This window comes from Streptomyces sp. NPDC054783 (genome assembly GCF_053611725.1).
The window spans coordinates 21,518-37,925 of record NZ_JBSHAY010000037.1; the positions used below are offsets into that span (position 1 = coordinate 21,518).

Genomic DNA, 16,408 nt, shown 5'->3' on the forward strand with positions numbered 1-16,408 from the left:
GTCGCGCATGCCCCACAGGACGAGTGCGCCGTAGATGACGTAGACGAAACCGGAGAAGGCGTAGCGGTTGGCGAAGTTGAGGGGTACGCCGACGAGGTCGACCAGCAGCCAGGCGATCCAGAACTCGACCATGCCCTTGGCCTGGGCGTACATGGCGACGATGGTGCCGACGAAGATGTAGGCGTCGGGCCAGGGGTCCCAGGACAGCGACGGGTAGGCCGTGAAGAGCAGGGCCACCGCGACCGTGCCGATGGCGGCCGCGCCGAGCATCGCCGCGCGCTCGCGCCAGCCGGCGAACCGGGGGGTGATGTGGCCGTCGGCGGACCGGCCCTTGTTCCGCTGCCACTGCCACCAGCCGTACAGCGCGACGGCCATGACGACGGCCTGCTTGCCGGCGCTGCCGGTCAGATGACCGTAGAAGGCGGCGAAGAGGACGAGGCCGGAGAGGAACTGCACGGGCCAGGTCCACAGGGAGCGGCGCCAGCCGAGGGCGAGGGTGATCAGGCCGAGGATGTTGCCGGTCATGTCCGACCAGATGATGCGCTGCCCGAAGAGGGTGAAGGCCTCGGAGTTCAGCCAGTTCACTTGGTGGCTCCCTGGGCACGGTCGCCGAGGAGCCGCTCGACGTACTTGGCGACGACGTCGACCTCGAGGTTGACCGGGTCGCCGGGCTGCTTCACGCCGAGCGTGGTCAGGGCGAGGGTGGTCGGGATGAGGCTGACCGTGAAGTGGTCGGGGCCGGCGTCCACGACCGTGAGGCTGATGCCGTCGACGGTGATGGAGCCCTTCTCCACGACGTAGCGGGAGAGGTCCGCCGGGAGGGAGATCTTCACGAGCTCCCAGTTCTCGGAGGGCTTGCGTTCCAGCACCTCGCCGGTGCCGTCGACATGGCCCTGCACGATGTGCCCGCCGAGCCGCGCGCCCACGGCCATGGGACGCTCGAGGTTGACGCGGGAGCCGACGGCGAGTGCGCCGAGGCTGGAACGCTTCAGGGTCTCCGCCATCACGTCGGCGGTGAACTCGTCGCCCTCGTGCTCCACGACGGTCAGACAGACCCCGTTCACGGCGATGGAGTCGCCGTGCTGCGCGCCCTCGGTCACGACGGGGCCACGGAGCCGGAAGCGGGAGGCGTCGCCGAGGTTCTCGACGGCGGTGACCTCACCCAGCTCTTCGACGATTCCGGTGAACACTTCCCGGGTCCTCCTGCCTCTTGGGGCACGGACTCCGGGGCCTGTCGATGACGACAGAATGTACGGGTGAGCACGCCGGGGCGACGCCGAAAGAGGCTCGTCCGCGTACGGACAAGCCCAGATACGGCGACGCGCACAGGTACGTGTGCCCGCCCGCCGCGCACTGCCTCCCATCCGGACTTTAACCGTCGGTCCAGGAATTTCACCTGGTCAACCGGCCGCTGGAAGCGACCGGGTCGCGGACTGTAACCGCCGGTTCGGACTTTCACCGACCCCGGAGTGCGCTGCTTCTGGTACACGGCCAGTGTGCCACGCCTGGGGGCACTCCAGACAGGCGGAGCGTGTGGGCTCCCTCACAGCACGTGTCGCCGGCCTTGCGCGGTGCGGTCGGACCGCGCAACCGACCGACGTCCAGGGCGGGTTGGTCTTGGTCCGGACCCATTGACCCCTATGGTCTAGTCCTTTTATCGTGCGGGCGGGTCCGGTGGCGGTGACGACGGCCCTTGCCCGCCGCCGGACCGTCAGGACTTCAGGAGGCCGGACCCCACGTGTGGGACACCGGGGGGGACTCCATGACCAGGTCGCCGCCGGGTGTCTGGCAGGGTGAGGCGCATGACGTCATCGCCGCCCTCCGACGAGTTCGAGTCCCACCGGCCCCGGCTGTTCGGCCTGGCCTACCGCCTGCTGGGCTCCGCCCACGAGGCGGAGGACGCGGTGCAGGACGCGTACCTGCGGTTCCGCGGCGCCGACCGGGCGGCGATCGGGCATCCGGGGGCATGGCTCGCCAAGGCCGTCACCAACCTCTGCCTGACCCGGCTGACCTCGGCCCGGGCGCGGCGTGAGGAATACCCCGGGACCTGGCTGCCCGAGCCGGTGGTCACCTCCGACGGCACGCTCGGCCCGCTGGAGTCGGCGGAGCGGCGCGAGCAGGTCTCCATGGCCCTGCTGGTCCTGCTGGAGCGGCTGACGCCGACCGAGCGGGCCGTGTACGTGCTGCGGGAGGCGTTCGGCTACGCCCACCGGGAGATCGCCGACGTCCTCGACCTGAGCGAGGCCAACTGCCGTCAGCTGTACCGGCGGGCGGTGGCGCGGGTCGCCGTGCCGGAGGGCCGCTTCGAGCCGGCGCCCGAGCGGCGGGAGGCACTGCTCATGTCCTTCCTCACGGCGGCCCGCGAGGGTGACCTGGCCGGCCTGGAGAAGATGCTCGCGGCGGACGTCACCTACTGGGGCGACGGCGGCGGCAAGGTGTCCGCGGTCAGGCGGCCGGTCGAGGGCCGCGAGAAGGTCGTGCGCTTCCTGGTGGGCGGGGCCGAGCGGTTCACGGGCGGCCTGGACTTCGCGGTGGTGGAGGTCAACGGCGCGAGCGCGCTGGTCGCGTGGGCGGGCGACGCGCTCGCAGGGGTGGCGTCCTTCGAACTCCGGGACGGGCTGATCACCCATATGCGGACCGTGATGAACCCGGACAAGCTGACCTACATGCAACGGCAGCTGACCCGGTCGTAGAAGAGCGGACCCGGGGCTTGTCACATTTGCCGGGGGCTGCGTGGTCTCAGCTGTCGAAGGTGCTCCGACCAGGGGCACGCGGAGTCCGAAGGGACAGGAACAGCATGACCACGATCCTGGTGACCGGCGGGACCGGCACGCTCGGCCGGCGTGTGACGGAGCGGCTGCGGGCGGAGGGGCACGAGGTGCGGGTGCTCAGCCGGCACACGCAGCCGTACGCCGTCGATCTGCGCGTGGGCGGGAGCGGTCTGGACGCCGCGCTCGCCGGGGTGGAGACCGTGGTGCACTGCGCGACCACCCAGCGGGGCGGGGACGAGTCCTCCGCCGATCATCTGATCGCGGCGGCGCGGCGGGCCGGTGTGGGCCATCTGGCCTACATCTCCATCGTCGGCATCGATCGGGTTCCGCTCGGCTACTACAAGACGAAGCTGGCCGTGGAGCGCCGGATCGAGGAGTCGGGGATCGGCTGGACCATCCTGCGCGCGACCCAGTTCCACGACCTCCTGGTCACGACCCTCGGCGGACTGGCCAAGTCGCCCGTCATGCTGGTCCCGGCCGGGGTCCCGGACCAGCCGGTGGAGGTGGCCGAGGTCGCGGACCGCCTGGCCGAGCTGGCGCTCGCCGCGCCGGCGGGGCGGGTGGCGGACATGGGCGGCCCCGAAGTGCGGTCCCTGGACTCGCTGGCCCGCGCCTACCTCCACGCGACCGGGCGGCGTCGGGCGGTGGCCCAGGTGCCGCTGTTCGGCCGGACCTACCGCGCCTGCCGCGAGGGCGGGCTGCTGGCGCCGGAACAGGCGGTGGGGAGGACGACGTTCGAGGAGTATCTGGGGCGCCGGTTCGGCGGCTGACAGAGCGGCCGTGAGGGACAGCGGGGAGGAGCACCTCCGCGTCCAGGCCCGTGCCACCCGCGCCGGCGGCCGTATGCCGCGCGGGTGGCGCAGGAGTGTCCGGCGTGCCGTCAGTTCCGGTCCTGGGGTGCGAACAGGTCGTCCTGGGCGCGGTCACGCGCGGTCAGCAGGGCGCCGCGCAGGACCGCCGCGCCGCCGAGGGTGCTCGCCCGTACCTCCGTGAGCAGGGGCGACATACGGCGCAACCGCTCCTCCACCAGCCCGGCGAGCACGGCGCCGCCGGCCTGTCCCGCCTCTCCGCCGAGCACCACACAGCCGGGGTCGAGCACGGCCACCACGGACGCGGCGCCGACGGCGATCCGGTCGGCGAGGACATGGAGAAAGCGCTCGGCGGACCGTCCGGCTCCGGAAGCGTCCGAAGCGGCCGGAGGGGAGTCGCTCCCCTCCCCCGTCACCTGCGCCACGGCCTCCCGGATCACCACCGCCGTGCCCGGTCCGTCCATCGTGGCCGGTACCGACAGGCCGTGCTCCGCCGCCAGGGCGCCGATCGCCGCCGCGCCCGTCAGGGAGTGGAAGCCGCCGTCGCAGTCCCTGGCCGAGGGCAGCGAGCCGGTGCCCGGTACCGGCAGGAAGCCGATCTCGCCCGTGCCGCCCGAGGCACCGCGGCGGAGGGTGCCGTCGAGGACGACCGCCGCCCCCACGCCATGACCCAGCCAGAGCAGGACGAAGGTGTCCCGGTCCCGGGCGGCGCCCTCGCGCTGCTCGGCCAGGGCGGCGAGGTTGGTCTCGTTCTCCACGGTGACGCGTGCCCCGGGCAGCCGTTCCTGCAGCGCGGCGGCGAGGCTGCGGTGCCAGGCGGGCAGGCCGCCGGAGTCGCGCAGGTCGCCGGTGGCCGGGTCGATGAGGCCCGGCGCGCCGATGCCGACGGTGTGCAGCCGGTCCGCCCCGGCCTCCTTCGCGGTCCGTTCCACCGCGGCCACCGCCTGCTCGACGGCCGGACCGGTCCCGGTGTCGCCGCCGATCGGCACGGACGCCTCGGCCAGCACCCGTCCGATCAGGTCGGAGACCAGGACGAAGACACCGCCGGTGCGGACGTCGAGCGCGGCCAGGTGGGCCTGGTCGGCGACGATGCCGTACAGACGGGCGTTGGGGCCCCGGCGCTGCTCGCCGGACTCGCCGACCACCGTGATCAGCCCGCCGGCGGTGAGCCGTTCCACGAGGTCGGCGACCGTCGGCCGGGACAGACCCGTCAGCTGCTTCAACTGCCCGGCGGTGAGCGGGCCTTCCTGCTGCAGCAGGCGCAGGGCCAGCCGGTCGTTGATGGCCCGGGCGGTGCTGGGTGATGCAGGCATGACGGGAATCCTTCCAGATCGGCGCACCGAGGGGCGCCGACGGCGGCCGTAGGACCGTCTATCTATCAGGCAGGGTCCCTGATAGTTTACGGCGCATGGCGCAGCGGCGACCCTGGGGAGGGACTGGGACATGAGTGACGTGGGATACGCGCGCGACGAAGTGAGGCGTGCCCGGTACGCCGTGGCGGCCGTGTTCGCCGTGCACGGCGCCGTGACCGGCTCCTTCGCCACCCGGGTGCCGTGGATCCAGGAACACGCCTCGCTCGGCGCGGGCCAGCTGGGGTTCGCGCTGGCCTTCACGGCGCTCGGGGCTTCGTGCGCGATGCCGCTGGCGGGCCGGATCAGCCACCACTACGGCAGCCGTACGGCCCTGCGCGGACTGCTCGCACTGTGGACGCTCTCCCTGATCCTGCCGTCCCTCGCGCCGAACCTGTACACCCTGTGCCTGGCGATGTTCACCTACGGCGCGAGCGCGGGCACGGCCGACGTGGCGATGAATGCCCTCGGCGTCGAGATCGAGCGGCTGCTGGACAAGTCGATCATGTCCGGGCTGCACGGCATGTGGAGCGCGGGCGCGCTGGTCGGCTCGGCGGCCGGCACGCTCGCGGCCCACCTCGGCTCCGACGCCCGGCTGCACTTCTCGCTCGCCTCGGCCGTGCTGACCGTGCTCGGCCTGGTGGCCTGCACCTGGGTGCTGGACCTGCAGCCGGCCGAGGACGAGGAACCGCCGCCGCGGTTCGCGCTGCCGCCCCGCTCGGCGCTGCTGATCGGCACGGTCGGCTTCTGCGCGGTGTTCGCGGAGGGCGCGAGCCTGGACTGGTCGGCGGTGTTCCTGCGGGACCGGCTGGACAGCTCGGCGGGAGTGGCCGCGGCCTGCACGACCGGGTTCATGCTGACGATGGCGGTGGCGCGGATCGCCGGGGACGCGGTGGTGAACCGGTTCGGCGCGGTCCGTACCGTCCGGGCCGGCGGCGTCCTGGCCGTGCTGGGCGGTCTGCTGATCGTCGTCGCCGGGCACCCGGCGGTGGCGATGGGCGGGTTCGCGCTGATGGGGCTCGGTATCGCGGTGGTCGTACCGCTGTGCTTCGCGGCGGCCGGGCATGCCGGGCCCAACCCGAGCCAGGCCATCGCCGGCGTGGCGACGATCACCTACACCTCGGGCCTGATCGCGCCGAGCCTGATCGGCGGGGTGGCCCAGGCGACCAGCCTGGTGGTGTCGTTCTGCGTGGTGACGGCGCTGGCCTGCGGGCTCGCGGGGTTCGCGGGCGTGCTGCGCAGCGCAGAGCGCGGCGGCCGGGCCGAGGTCAGCCGGCCGGTCGCAGCAGTTCCCGACCCACGGCCCTGAAGGCGTCGGTCCAGGGAGCCGGGCGCAGGGTCGTGGCGTCGAGCCGGACCAGCACCCGGGTGCCCTGGGCGTAGGTCCGCGTCCCGTCGGCCGAACAGAAGCGGAAGCCGTAGGTCAGACCGGTGGTACCGAGCCGGTCCAGCCAGAGGTGGACGGCGTAGGTGCCGGGGCTGGTCACGGGTGCCTCGTAGCCGATGCGCAGTTCGCGGACCGCGTTGCAGGCGTCGCCGGCCGCGTGCCAGTCGCCGTCGAAGCGGACGCCGTGCGCGTTCCACAGCTCGGTCCAGGCGCGCTCGACCAGCAGCGGGTAGCGGGCGTTGTGCAGGAGGCCGAGCGCGTCGAGGTCGTCGAAGTGCACGGTGACGGGGATCAGCCGGCCGTAGGAGACGGCGGGCGCGATCGGGGCTTCGGCGGTCACGGGGCGGGCTCCTGAACATCGCTGCGGGGACGGTTCCCCAGGGCGTTTCCCCGGGGCGGTTCCATACTAAGCGACCGCTCAGGAGCCCTGGCCCGGGCCGGTCAGCCCGCTATGGAGTCCAGCTGCTCGGCGGCGGGCCGCAGCGCCCACAGGTCCCCGCCGGGCGGCGCCTCCAGCTTCGCCACGGCCGCCTGCGCCGCCGAGTCCCCGGCGTCGGCCGCCGCGTGCACCACGTCGGTGGCCGCGTACCGGTGGAACTCCAGTTCCGGATGCGGCCACGCGGCGGTGCCGGTCGCGGCCGGCAGCAGATAGCCGACCGCCTTGAACAGGTTCTGTCCGTCCGGGCCTTGGTACGACCACAGGTTCACGCCCACGTGCCGGCCGATGGCCGCGAGCCGGGTGTAGGCGACCAGGTCGAAAGCGGAGTAGTGCCAGCTGCGGGTCCGGGCGAGCTCCTGCGGCTGGCCGCCGTCCGCCGCGATCTGCGGGTCGATCCGCTTGGCGCGCGCGTCGAGCACGGTCCGCCGGGCCAGCACGGTGTCGCCGGTGGCGTAGGCGAGGGCGGCGAGCTGCATGTCGTAGAAGGTGCCGTGGTTGTTGGCGGCCGCGCCCTCCTGCTTGCCGAAGTCGCTGTTCTTCAGCCAGTTGAGGAAGTCGGCGTTCCACTTGCCCATCGCGGCACGGTCCCCGGCGTTCCAGCCGGGGGCGCCGGCGGCCAGGATCGCCTGGGCGTCGAGGACGCTGGTGTACGACTGGGAGAAGTCGATGACGCCGATGGCCCGGCCGTCGTACTTGCACGGGATGAACTGGGCGTGGTTCAGGTCCGGGTTCATCCGGGTGGCCGGGTCCAGGAACCAGGTGCGCAGGATCTGCCCGGCCTTCTCGGCGTAGGTCCGTCTGCCGGTGTAGTACCAGGCGAGTGCGAGGTCGTACGTCGAGTCGAAGACCTTCTCGGCATCCTGCCGGTCCGTTCCGCTGTCGACCTCCGGGGTGCGCTGCCCGTCGCGCTGGACGTACGGGCAGCCCCAGGGGTTGTCGGCGGTGGGGGTGGTCGTGGGCCACCAGTAGGGGGCCTGGCTCAGGTACTCGTGGACGTCACCGCCGGGTGCGGGTCTCGGCTTGTCGACGACCGTCCAGGGGCCCTGGTCCAGCCAGGTGCCGGCACGGGTGGTCAAGTCCCGCAGGGCGCGCTGGAGCCGGGGGTCGCGGCCGAGGCGGGCGCGGGTCTGCTGCAGGCGGCCGCCGTCGAGGACGGCGGTCCTCGGGGCCTTCGGCGAGGCGTGCGCGGAGGGGGCGTGGGCGGCGTGCGCGGACGGGACGAGCGCGGCGCCGAACGTCACCACCGCGGCCAGCAGCACGGTCGCACGGGATCTTCCACTCATCGAGCACTCCGATCTGTCATCGATCAGCGCGAGTCAGATATATGAATCGAGTTCATGGATAGGACCGTGCGAGCGTAGAACCGCTCGTTACCCGTGACAATGGTTCGGACCGTCTTCACGTACGTAAGAAAGCGAAACCGCACCATGGACCTCGGCGTACGCTGGAAGCTGCACGGTGACGGGCGCACGCCCGCGCCCGGAGCGGTGGTACGCCCCGACGAACGGCTCTCCTGGCCCCGCACCGTGGGCCTGGGCGCCCAGCACGTGGTCGCGATGTTCGGCGCGTCCTTCGTCGCGCCCGTCCTGATGGGCCTGGACCCGAACCTGGCCATCATGATGTCGGGCGTGGCGACCGCGATCTTCCTGCTCGCCACCCGCGGCCGGGTGCCCAGCTATCTGGGCTGCTCCCTGTCGTTCGTGGGCGTGGCCGCCGTCATCCGCGCCCAGGGCGGTACGAGCGCCACGGTGACCGGCGCGGTGTTCGTCGTCGGTGTGGCGCTGTTCCTGGTGGGACTCGCGGTGCAGCACTTCGGGGCGCGGATCATCCACGCGGCCATGCCGCCGATCGTCACCGGCGCGGTCGTCATGCTGATCGGCTTCAACCTCGCCCCGGTCACCGCCTCCACCTACTGGCCGCAGGACCAGTGGACGGCCCTGCTGGTCATGCTGTTCACGGGGCTGGCCGTGGTCTGCCTGCGGGGCTTCTGGTCCCGAATCGCGATCTTCCTCGGGCTGGTCTTCGGCTACGGCATCTCCTGGGCATTCGACCGGATCTTCGGCAAGATCCACTCCATGGGCCCGAGCGGCAAGGTCACCGACCACTGGCGCCTGGACCTCTCCGGCGTCTCCAAGGCCGACTGGATCGGCCTGCCGCACTTCCACGGGCCGTCCTTCCAGTGGTCGGCGATCCTGGTCGCGCTGCCGGTCGTGATCGCGCTGGTCGCGGAGAACGCAGGCCACGTCAAGGCGGTCGGCGAGATGACCGGCGACCCGCTGGACGACAAGCTCGGTACGGCGATCTCGGCGGACGGCGTCGGATCCATGCTGTCCACCGCGGTGGGCGGCCCCCCGAACACCACCTACTCCGAGAACATCGGTGTGATGGCGGCGACCCGCGTCTACTCCACCGCCGCCTACTGGGCCGCGGCCGGCTTCGCGCTGCTCTTCGGCATCTGCCCGAAGTTCGGCGCGGTCGTGGCCGCGGTGCCGGGCGGGGTCCTCGGCGGCATCACGGTGATCCTCTACGGCATGATCGGCCTGCTGGGCGCCCAGATCTGGCTGCACGCCAAGGTGGACCTGCGCAACCCGCTGAACCTGGTGCCGGCCGCCGCGGGCATCATCATCGGCGTCGGCAACGTCAGCCTGAAGTTCACCAGCAACTTCTCGCTCAGCGGCATCGCCCTCGGCGCCCTGGTCGTCATCACCGGCTACCACGCACTACGCGCCTTCGCCCCGGCCCATCTGAAGCAGCAGGAGCCACTGCTGGACGAGGGCACCTCCGCCTACGACGCGGAGGCCGGCGAGGAGGGGGCTCCGCGCGCCAAGTCGTAGACGTACGACGGCGTGAACGTCCCGGCCGCGCCCCGGCAGCCGTCGGACTTCCCCGGCGGCTCCACCTGATCACCTGCGCCAGGCTGACGCGGCCGGTCCGCGGGGTCGCGGGTCGCCGGGGTGGGCGCGGACCCAGTCCGGCACCGGGGAGTCGGGGCAGCTGTTCTCCCGGGGCGGACCGGGGACGGCGTCGTGGCCGGGGCGGGGGACTTCTTCGCTTCCCGCTTCCGCACGACCGGCTCACGCGTCGTCCCCACGCCGCGCCGTCCCGGCCACTCGCCGGCCGCGCCATGCCTAACCCTCCTCACCCGCGCCGCCCCCGCCGCTCCCCAGCCGTGCCGCACCCGCCGCTCCCGCACCACGCCGGGTCCGCCGCTCTCTTTTTCCCGCTGCTGCCGCCGCTCCCGCCCTGCGTTCGCCCGTTCCGGCGATGTCTCCGGCCGGTCGGTGTGTCCGTCGGGGCAGGGCTGGGACCCTTCCTCCATGGCGCAGTTGGAACACCTCAGCACTCCCGTCGACGCGGTCGTCTCCCGGATGCGCGCGATCGATGCGACGCTGCCCGAGCGGGACGGCATCGCCGTGTTCAACCGCGTCTACCTCACCGTCACCGAGGAGGTCGACCGGCGCCTGGACACCGGTGAGTTCCCGGATCCACGGGCGGCGATCGCGCTGGACGTGCGGTTCGCCGAGCGCTATCTCGCGGCGGTCGACGCCGCGGCCGCCGACCGCCGCCCGCCCGCCTGCTGGCGTCCGCTGTTCCAGCTCCGCCGCCATCCCGGGGTAAGGCCGCTGCAGTTCGCGCTGGCGGGCATCAACGCGCACATCGGGCACGACCTGGCGCTCGCCGTGGTGGACGCCTGTCGTACGCTCGGCTGCGAACCGCCCGACCTGGAGGACGAGTTCGACCGCGTGGGCGAGTTCCTCGTCGCGCTGGAGGAGCGCATCCGCGAGGATCTGATGCCGGGTCCCGATCTGCTGCAGATCGCCGACCCCCTCACCCACCTGCTCGGCTCCTGGAGCCTGGAGCGGGCCCGCGACGCGGCCTGGGTGGCGGCACGGGCCCTGTGGGCGCTGCGCCACTGCGCCGGCATGGCCGAGGAGTTCGCCGAACGGCTGGACACGGCGGTGGGGTTCGCGGGGCGGATGCTGCTGACGCCGCTCACCGACTGAACCTGGCCGGTTTCCGCCCCTGCGCGAGCCGCCTTCGGAACACCCTGGCCGTCGCCGTACGTTGCCTGCCGAGTATCCGATCACAGAGGAGCAGCGGTATGGCGACCCGGCTCGGCCTGAGTCTTCCCCAGATGCGGCAGTACTCGATCGGCACGGACGTGCCCGCGGTGGCACACGCCGCCGAACGGATCGGCTACGACAGCCTGTGGGTCTTCGAGCGCGCTCTGTTCCCGGAGCCCGCCACCCAGGGTCTTTACGGCGTCGAGGGCCTGCCCTGGCCCGACCAGTACCGGCACGTGGCGGACCCGCTGGTCACCCTCACCCTGGCCGCGGCTGCCACCGAGCGGGCGGAACTCGGCTCCAGCGTCCTGGTGGCGCCCCTCCACGTGCCGTTCCAGCTCGCGAAGGCCCTGGCCTCGCTGGACGCGGCGAGCGGAGGCCGGGTGATCGCCGGCTTCGGCACCGGCTGGTCCCTGGACGAGTACGCGGCGTCGGCCGTGCGGCCGTTCGAGGAGCGGGGCGCGGCCCTGGACGAGATCATCGAGGTGTGCCGGGCGGTGTGGGGTCCGGATCCGGTCGTCCACGAAGGCAAGTCGACCAGGATCGCCTCCGCCGTGGTCGGGCCCAAGCCCGCCCGGCCGATCCCGGTACTGCTGGCCGCGAGCAACGAACGTGCCTTCCGGCGGCTGGTCGACCATGCCGACGGCTGGCTGCCGGCGGGCTTCAGCGCCGAGGGGGTCGGCGCGCAGTGGCGCCGCTTGCGGGAGCTGGCCGAGGAGCGGGGCCGTACGAAGCCCCTGCGGACCGTGCTGCGGGTGAACACCAGCCGCCAGGCGAAGCCGTACGACGGCACGGACCGCCGGCCCTTCCAGGGCGACGTCGACCAGATCGTGGCGGACCTCGTCGAGTACACCGGTATCGGCCTGGACGAGATCCTCATCGACCTCCAGGGCACCGCGCGGGACGCACAGGAGCTGACGGACGTCGCCGCGGAGGTCTTTGAAAAGGCGCGGGCGGCCGGAGTCTGAGTCCGGCCGCCCGCGCCTTGGTCCTTGCTCGTTTCTGGTCAGTCCTCGGGCAGCTCCACAGGGGCGATCTCGTCGTACACGTCGCCCGGGCCGGGGTTGGCCGGGTCGGTCTCGCCGCCGAAGTGGTGCATGACACCCCAGACCGCGTTCAGCGCGGTCTGGATCGCGCCCTCGGCCCAGCCGGCCGTCCAGGAGATGTCGTCGCCGGCGAGGAAGATACCCCGCTTGTCCCCGGGCAGCCGGTCCTGCATGAAGTGGGTGAACAGGCGCCGCTGGTAGCGGTAGTGGCCGGGCAGGTTCGCCTTGAACGCGCCCATGAAGTAGGGCTCGTTCTCCCAGGAGACCGTCACCGGGTTGCCGATGACGTGCTTCCTGATGTCGACCTTCGGGTAGATCTCGCCCAGCGACTTCAGCATGACCTCCATCCGCTCGTTCGCGGACAGCGGCAGCCACTTCAGGCTGTCGTCGCACCAGGTGTACGACAGGCAGATCACGGCGGGCTTGTCCGGGCCGTCGTCCAGCAGATAGGTGCCGCGGGTCATGCGGTCGGTCAGCGTCATCGACATGACGTCCCGGCCGGTCTCCTCGTCCTTGTCCAGCCAGAACGGCCGGTCGACCGGGACGAAGAGCTTCGAGGACTCCATGTAGTGGGTGCGCTCGATCGCGGTCCAGTGGTCGATCGGGAAGAGCGAGTCGTCACAGGCGATCTTGGACAGCAGCATCCAGGACTGGGCGGTGAAGATCGCCGCCTGGTAGGTGCGGATGTCGCCGTTCGCGTCCGTCACGGTGATCTGGTTGCCCGCGGTGCGGTGCAGCCGGGTCACGGCCGGCTTGGGCTCGCCGTCCACGTGCAGGGACTTCAGAGAGGTCCCGTACGGCCAGTGGACGATCTTCTCCGGCTCGCGCTCCCACAGGCGCAGCGGCAGCTGCTGGGAGCCGCCGACGATGCCGCGGTGGTGGTCGTCGGCCTCGGTGTAGACGACGCGCAGGATCTCCAGGATGGAGTTCGGGAAGTCGGTGTCCCAGCCGCCGGTGCCGAAACCGACCTGACCGAAGATCTCGCGGTGCCGGAAGGACTTGAAGGCCTCGGAGTCGCAGAGGAAGCCGTAGAAGGTCTGGTTGTCGAGCTTCTCGACCAGCTTCGCCCAGATCTCGCGGATGCGCGGGACGTCCCGCTCGCGCATGGCGCGGTTCATGTCGGAGAAGTCGGCGCCCTCGTCGAGGCACTTGTTCCAGGCTTCGGCGACGTCCCGGTACACCTGGGGCAGGTCGTCGACGGTCTCGGCGTAGTGCGACTCGCCCTTGAGGTCCACGACGGTCGAGGGGGTGGCCTCGGCCAACGGGTTCGGGAAGGGCCTGGTCTCCAGGCCGACCATGTCGATGTAGTGCTGCAGGGCGGTGGAGGACGGCGGGAAGCGCATCGCGCCCATCTCGGCGGTCAGCGTCTCGTCGCAGCCCTCGAAGCCGACCGTGCGCAGCCGGCCGCCGATCTGGTCCGCCTCGTAGACGACGGGCTTGAGGCCCATCTTCATCAGCTCGTACGCGGCGACGATGCCGGACAGGCCGCCGCCGATGACCGCGACCTCGGTGCCGTGCTCGGTCGCGGGTATCTGGCCGAGGCCCGCCGGGTGGGCGAGGAAGTCGTCGTAGGCATAGGGGAAGTCCGGGCCGAACATGGTGATCGGCGGCTGCTGCTCGTCGCTGTGCTCGACGGCGTTGGGCACCGTGGACGTCATGGGGTACGGACTCCTTGCGCGGGGGTTGCTCGGGGAGGGCTCGGGCGGGGGGTGATACGGCGAGGGCTGAGGGGGCTCAGATCAGCGACCCGTACAGACCGGGGCGGCGGTCCTGCAGGTACGGGTTGGCCTCGCGGGAGGCGGCCAGGGAGGCGGGGTCGGCGTCGGCGAACACCAGCTGCTCGGCGCGGCCGGCCCGGGCGCGGGCGATGCCGTCGGGACCGGCGAGGACGGAGAGGCCGACGAACTCGAACTCCCCTTCCTGGCCGACCCGGTTGACGTACGCGACGTACATCTGGTTCTCCCAGGCTCGCACCGGCACCAGGGCCTCGGCGACGAACTGGAAGGGGTGCATCTGCGCGGTCGGGACGACGAGGAGGTCGGTGCCGGCCAGGGCGTGGGCGCGGACGTTCTCCGGGAACTCGACGTCGTAGCAGATCATCAGGCCGACGGTGAGGCCGTTCAGCTCGGCCTGGACTACCGGCTGCTCGCCGGGCGTGAAGTGGTCGCGCTCGAAGCAGCCGAAGAGGTGGGTCTTGCGGTAGTTCGCGAGCCGGATGCCGTCGGCGGAGATCAGCTGGGCGGAGTTGTACACGGTCGCGCCGTCGCGCTCCGGGTAGCCGTAGACGATCGCCAGGCCGTGCCGGTGGGCCAGCTCGGCGATCGCGTCCGCGCTGTCGCCGTCGGCGGGCTCGGCGAGGCGGGCGATGTCGTCGCCGATCGCGTACCCGGTCAGGAACATCTCCGGTGCGGCGAGCAGCGCGGCGCCCGCGGCGGCGGCACGGCCCGCGGCCTCGTCGAGGACCTTGAGGTTCTCGGCGATCGAGCCGGGGCGGCCGGAGCTCTGGAGCAGGGCGGTGCGCATGCGTGTTCCTCACCGGACGCAGGGGGTTAGGAGGCCATTAAGAAGGTACGGTCGGCGCGCTCGGCCGGACAAGAAGGAGCCGTTGCGCGCCCGTGCGCGGTTCGTTGCGTGGAGTGCGGGTCGGACGGCGATTCGTTGCGCCCCCTCGGGGCCGCATCCCGTCCTCCCCGAGACGCAGGTCACGGCCGGGGTTCCCCGCCGGACGGCGGAGGTGGGTTCCCGCCTGCGGAGCGATGTGCGCCCGGCCCGCCGCCGGGACAGTGGTGAGCGTTCAGTTCACGCGCTTGACCTGCGGAAAGGACCGCCATGAAGCGTCGTACGAAGATCGCCGCCGTCACGCTCACCGCCGCCCTGCTCATCACTGCCGGTACGGCCGGGGCGGCGCTGGCCTCGGGCGGCGGGGCGGACCGTCCCCGGCCGGCGGCGGAGCACGCTCAGCGGGAGGCCGCCGCACTGACCGGTACGGCCGAGCTGTACCGGTCGGCCGGGGACGACATCACCTTCACCTTCGACGCGCATCTCGCGGCGAAGGACACCCGGAACCCGCGCAAGGCCACGGGCACCTTCGCGTTCAGCCACTACCTGCACGGTCGGGGGGCCTGGGCCAGGGCCAGGGTCGACTGCCTGGTCACCGGCGGCGAGGTCGCCGTCGTCTCCGGCGTGATCACCGCCTCCGACCTGCCCGGGGCGACGGGAAGGCGGGTCGGTGTCACGGTCCACGACCTCGGCCGGCACGACCGGCTCGGCTACAGCTGGGCGGGGGTCGGCAGTCCCACGGACACCAAGGACCTGCCGCCGTGCGTGTCCTCCGCGCCCTTCGAGAAGGTGAAGCAGGGCACGGGTGACTTCACGGTCGTGCCCTGGCAGCCGAGGCTCTAGGTGCGGCTACTTGCCGGTGCCGACGGGGTCGACGGTGACGGCGGGGCCGCCCCCGTCCGAGACCGGCACGTTGATGCTGACGGGCAGCGTGCGGGAGTGGGTCTCGTTCGGCGGGGTGACGACGAGGCTCGTGAAGGTCTCGCCGCTGCCGCCGGAGTTGTTCGGCGGGTAGTGCAGCGTGAAGCGGGTCTCCTCGCCCGGCTTGACGCTGACCGCGACCGGGGCGACCGTGCTCCGCTTGGCGCTGACCGTGCCGTCCTTGCTCTTGAGGTCGGCGCCGGGGAAGCCCTTGAGGGTGCAGGCGGTGGAGCCGGTGTTCTTCAGGTTGACGATGAGGGTGCCCTCGGCCATGCCGCCGGAGGTGCTGAAGGCGAGCTGGGAGGTCGGGCACGCGCCGGAACCGCCGCCCGCGGCCCTGCCGCCGCCGCTCGTGCCGGACTGGCCGCCGGCGGTGCCCTTGCCCGGGGTGCCGGTGGAGGCGGCACTGCCGTCGGAGGCCTGCGAGCCGGAACCCTGGGAGGCGGAGCTCTGCGAGCTCGGGGTGGAGGAGCCGCCGGAGCCGGACGAGCTCTTGCCACTGCCCTGGCAGGCGGTGAGCGACAGGCCTGCGACGGCGACGACGGCGAGCAGCGAGAGCTTGTGGACGCGCATGGTTCCCCTTAAGCGGTCTGGGTGACGTGCTGCTCCCTGAGACACCGGCCGCCGTTGATGCGTTCCGATCAACACCGCTCTCGCACACGGCTGTGACAAACCCTAGATCTCCCGCAGCCGCTCCACGATCTCCCGCAGCAGCCCCGGATCGGCCGTCGGACCGCCGGCCGGGTGGCGGCGGGGCGCGTCGATGCGGATGAGACCCGCCTCGGCCAGGTCACCGAGCAGCACCCGGAGGACGGTCAGGGGCAGGTCGGCGTCCGCGGCCAGCTCCACCACGGGACGCGGGCCGCGGCGGATCAGGTCGAGCAGGGCGGCACGGGCGTGATCGACGTCCCGTCCGGGCGCGTCGGCGTCCAGCGCGGTGACCCGGGACATCAGGTCGATGGCGTGCGCGCCCGAGGGCCTGGTGCGGCCCCGGGTCACCGTGTAGGGGCGCACCATCGACCCGGTCTCGTCCTCGTACCAGTGCTCGTCGCTCACCGCGGGA

15 protein-coding genes, 1 pseudogene and 1 riboswitch are annotated in these 16,408 nt (G+C 72.1%); of the genes and pseudogenes, 7 read left to right on the forward strand and 9 right to left on the reverse strand.

Going from position 1 to position 16,408, the window contains the following annotated elements:
- Positions 1-6: 6 nt before the first annotated feature.
- Together ACWGJ5_RS39380 and ACWGJ5_RS39385 are read right to left on the reverse strand one after the other, a co-directional pair.
- Positions 7-525: pseudogene (locus tag ACWGJ5_RS39380) on the reverse strand (nicotinamide mononucleotide transporter family protein); the annotation flags it as partial.
- A 56-nt stretch (positions 526-581) separates the two neighbouring features.
- Positions 582-1,190 carry a riboflavin synthase gene (locus ACWGJ5_RS39385; protein WP_453314430.1) on the reverse strand — a complete coding sequence of 203 codons (609 nt, stop codon included), beginning with the start codon at positions 1,188-1,190 and terminating at the stop codon, positions 582-584.
- 156 nt (positions 1,191-1,346) lie between these two features.
- Positions 1,347-1,477: riboswitch (FMN riboswitch) on the reverse strand.
- A gap of 325 nt (positions 1,478-1,802) precedes the next feature.
- On the opposite strand from ACWGJ5_RS39385, the gene ACWGJ5_RS39390 reads away from it, so the two are divergent.
- Together ACWGJ5_RS39390 and ACWGJ5_RS39395 are read left to right on the forward strand one after the other, a co-directional pair.
- Positions 1,803-2,693, forward strand: coding sequence for an RNA polymerase sigma-70 factor (locus ACWGJ5_RS39390; protein ID WP_453314431.1), 891 nt, complete (start codon positions 1,803-1,805; stop codon positions 2,691-2,693).
- Positions 2,694-2,797: 104 nt separating this feature from the next.
- On the forward strand, positions 2,798-3,541 hold the full coding sequence (locus tag ACWGJ5_RS39395) for an SDR family oxidoreductase (protein WP_453314432.1): 744 nt from the start codon (positions 2,798-2,800) through the stop codon (positions 3,539-3,541).
- Positions 3,542-3,651: 110 nt separating this feature from the next.
- On the opposite strand, the gene ACWGJ5_RS39400 is transcribed toward ACWGJ5_RS39395, so the two are convergent.
- Positions 3,652-4,893: an ROK family transcriptional regulator gene (locus ACWGJ5_RS39400; protein ID WP_453314433.1), complete on the reverse strand. Its 1,242-nt coding sequence runs from the start codon at positions 4,891-4,893 to the stop codon at positions 3,652-3,654.
- Between the two features lie 130 nt (positions 4,894-5,023).
- Between ACWGJ5_RS39400 and ACWGJ5_RS39405 the strand changes: the two genes are divergently transcribed.
- The gene (locus ACWGJ5_RS39405) at positions 5,024-6,238 is read left to right on the forward strand and encodes an MFS transporter (RefSeq protein WP_453314434.1); all 1,215 of its coding nucleotides are present in this window, start codon (positions 5,024-5,026) and stop codon (positions 6,236-6,238) included.
- Here ACWGJ5_RS39405 and ACWGJ5_RS39410 read toward each other — a convergent pair.
- Positions 6,198-6,656 (reverse strand): acyl-CoA thioesterase, encoded by a 459-nt coding sequence (locus tag ACWGJ5_RS39410; protein WP_453314435.1) that lies wholly within the window; start codon positions 6,654-6,656, stop codon positions 6,198-6,200. The two genes, ACWGJ5_RS39405 and ACWGJ5_RS39410, sit on opposite strands and share 41 nt — an antisense overlap.
- Before the next feature lie 101 nt (positions 6,657-6,757).
- The gene (locus ACWGJ5_RS39415; RefSeq protein ID WP_453314436.1) at positions 6,758-8,038 is read right to left on the reverse strand and encodes an alginate lyase family protein; all 1,281 of its coding nucleotides are present in this window, start codon (positions 8,036-8,038) and stop codon (positions 6,758-6,760) included.
- Positions 8,039-8,182: 144 nt separating this feature from the next.
- On the opposite strand from ACWGJ5_RS39415, the gene ACWGJ5_RS39420 reads away from it, so the two are divergent.
- The 3 genes from ACWGJ5_RS39420 to ACWGJ5_RS39430 all read left to right on the forward strand — a co-directional run bounded on the left by ACWGJ5_RS39420 (position 8,183) and on the right by ACWGJ5_RS39430 (position 11,787).
- Positions 8,183-9,589 (forward strand): uracil-xanthine permease family protein, encoded by a 1,407-nt coding sequence (locus ACWGJ5_RS39420; RefSeq protein WP_453314437.1) that lies wholly within the window; start codon positions 8,183-8,185, stop codon positions 9,587-9,589.
- Positions 9,590-10,072: 483 nt separating this feature from the next.
- Positions 10,073-10,759, forward strand: coding sequence for a DUF5995 family protein (locus tag ACWGJ5_RS39425; protein ID WP_453314438.1), 687 nt, complete (start codon positions 10,073-10,075; stop codon positions 10,757-10,759).
- Between the two features lie 98 nt (positions 10,760-10,857).
- Positions 10,858-11,787, forward strand: a complete 930-nt coding sequence (locus ACWGJ5_RS39430; RefSeq protein ID WP_453314439.1) for an LLM class F420-dependent oxidoreductase — start codon at positions 10,858-10,860, stop codon at positions 11,785-11,787.
- Between the two features lie 38 nt (positions 11,788-11,825).
- Here the strand turns inward: ACWGJ5_RS39430 and ACWGJ5_RS39435 are convergent, their stop codons facing one another.
- Together ACWGJ5_RS39435 and ACWGJ5_RS39440 are read right to left on the reverse strand one after the other, a co-directional pair.
- Complete coding sequence (locus tag ACWGJ5_RS39435) at positions 11,826-13,523, reverse strand: flavin monoamine oxidase family protein (RefSeq protein ID WP_453314440.1); 1,698 nt, start codon at positions 13,521-13,523, stop codon at positions 11,826-11,828.
- 76 nt (positions 13,524-13,599) lie between these two features.
- Positions 13,600-14,388, reverse strand: a complete 789-nt coding sequence (locus ACWGJ5_RS39440) for a carbon-nitrogen hydrolase family protein (RefSeq protein WP_453314441.1) — start codon at positions 14,386-14,388, stop codon at positions 13,600-13,602.
- A gap of 306 nt (positions 14,389-14,694) precedes the next feature.
- Between ACWGJ5_RS39440 and ACWGJ5_RS39445 the strand changes: the two genes are divergently transcribed.
- The gene (locus ACWGJ5_RS39445; RefSeq protein WP_453314442.1) at positions 14,695-15,267 is read left to right on the forward strand and encodes a Repetin; all 573 of its coding nucleotides are present in this window, start codon (positions 14,695-14,697) and stop codon (positions 15,265-15,267) included.
- 6 nt (positions 15,268-15,273) lie between these two features.
- Here ACWGJ5_RS39445 and ACWGJ5_RS39450 read toward each other — a convergent pair whose 3' ends face one another.
- Positions 15,274-15,918 carry a DUF4232 domain-containing protein gene (locus ACWGJ5_RS39450; protein ID WP_453314443.1) on the reverse strand — a complete coding sequence of 215 codons (645 nt, stop codon included), beginning with the start codon at positions 15,916-15,918 and terminating at the stop codon, positions 15,274-15,276.
- Between the two features lie 102 nt (positions 15,919-16,020).
- Complete coding sequence (locus ACWGJ5_RS39455; RefSeq protein WP_453314444.1) at positions 16,021-16,401, reverse strand: DUF742 domain-containing protein; 381 nt, start codon at positions 16,399-16,401, stop codon at positions 16,021-16,023.
- Positions 16,402-16,408: the final 7 nt, after the last annotated feature.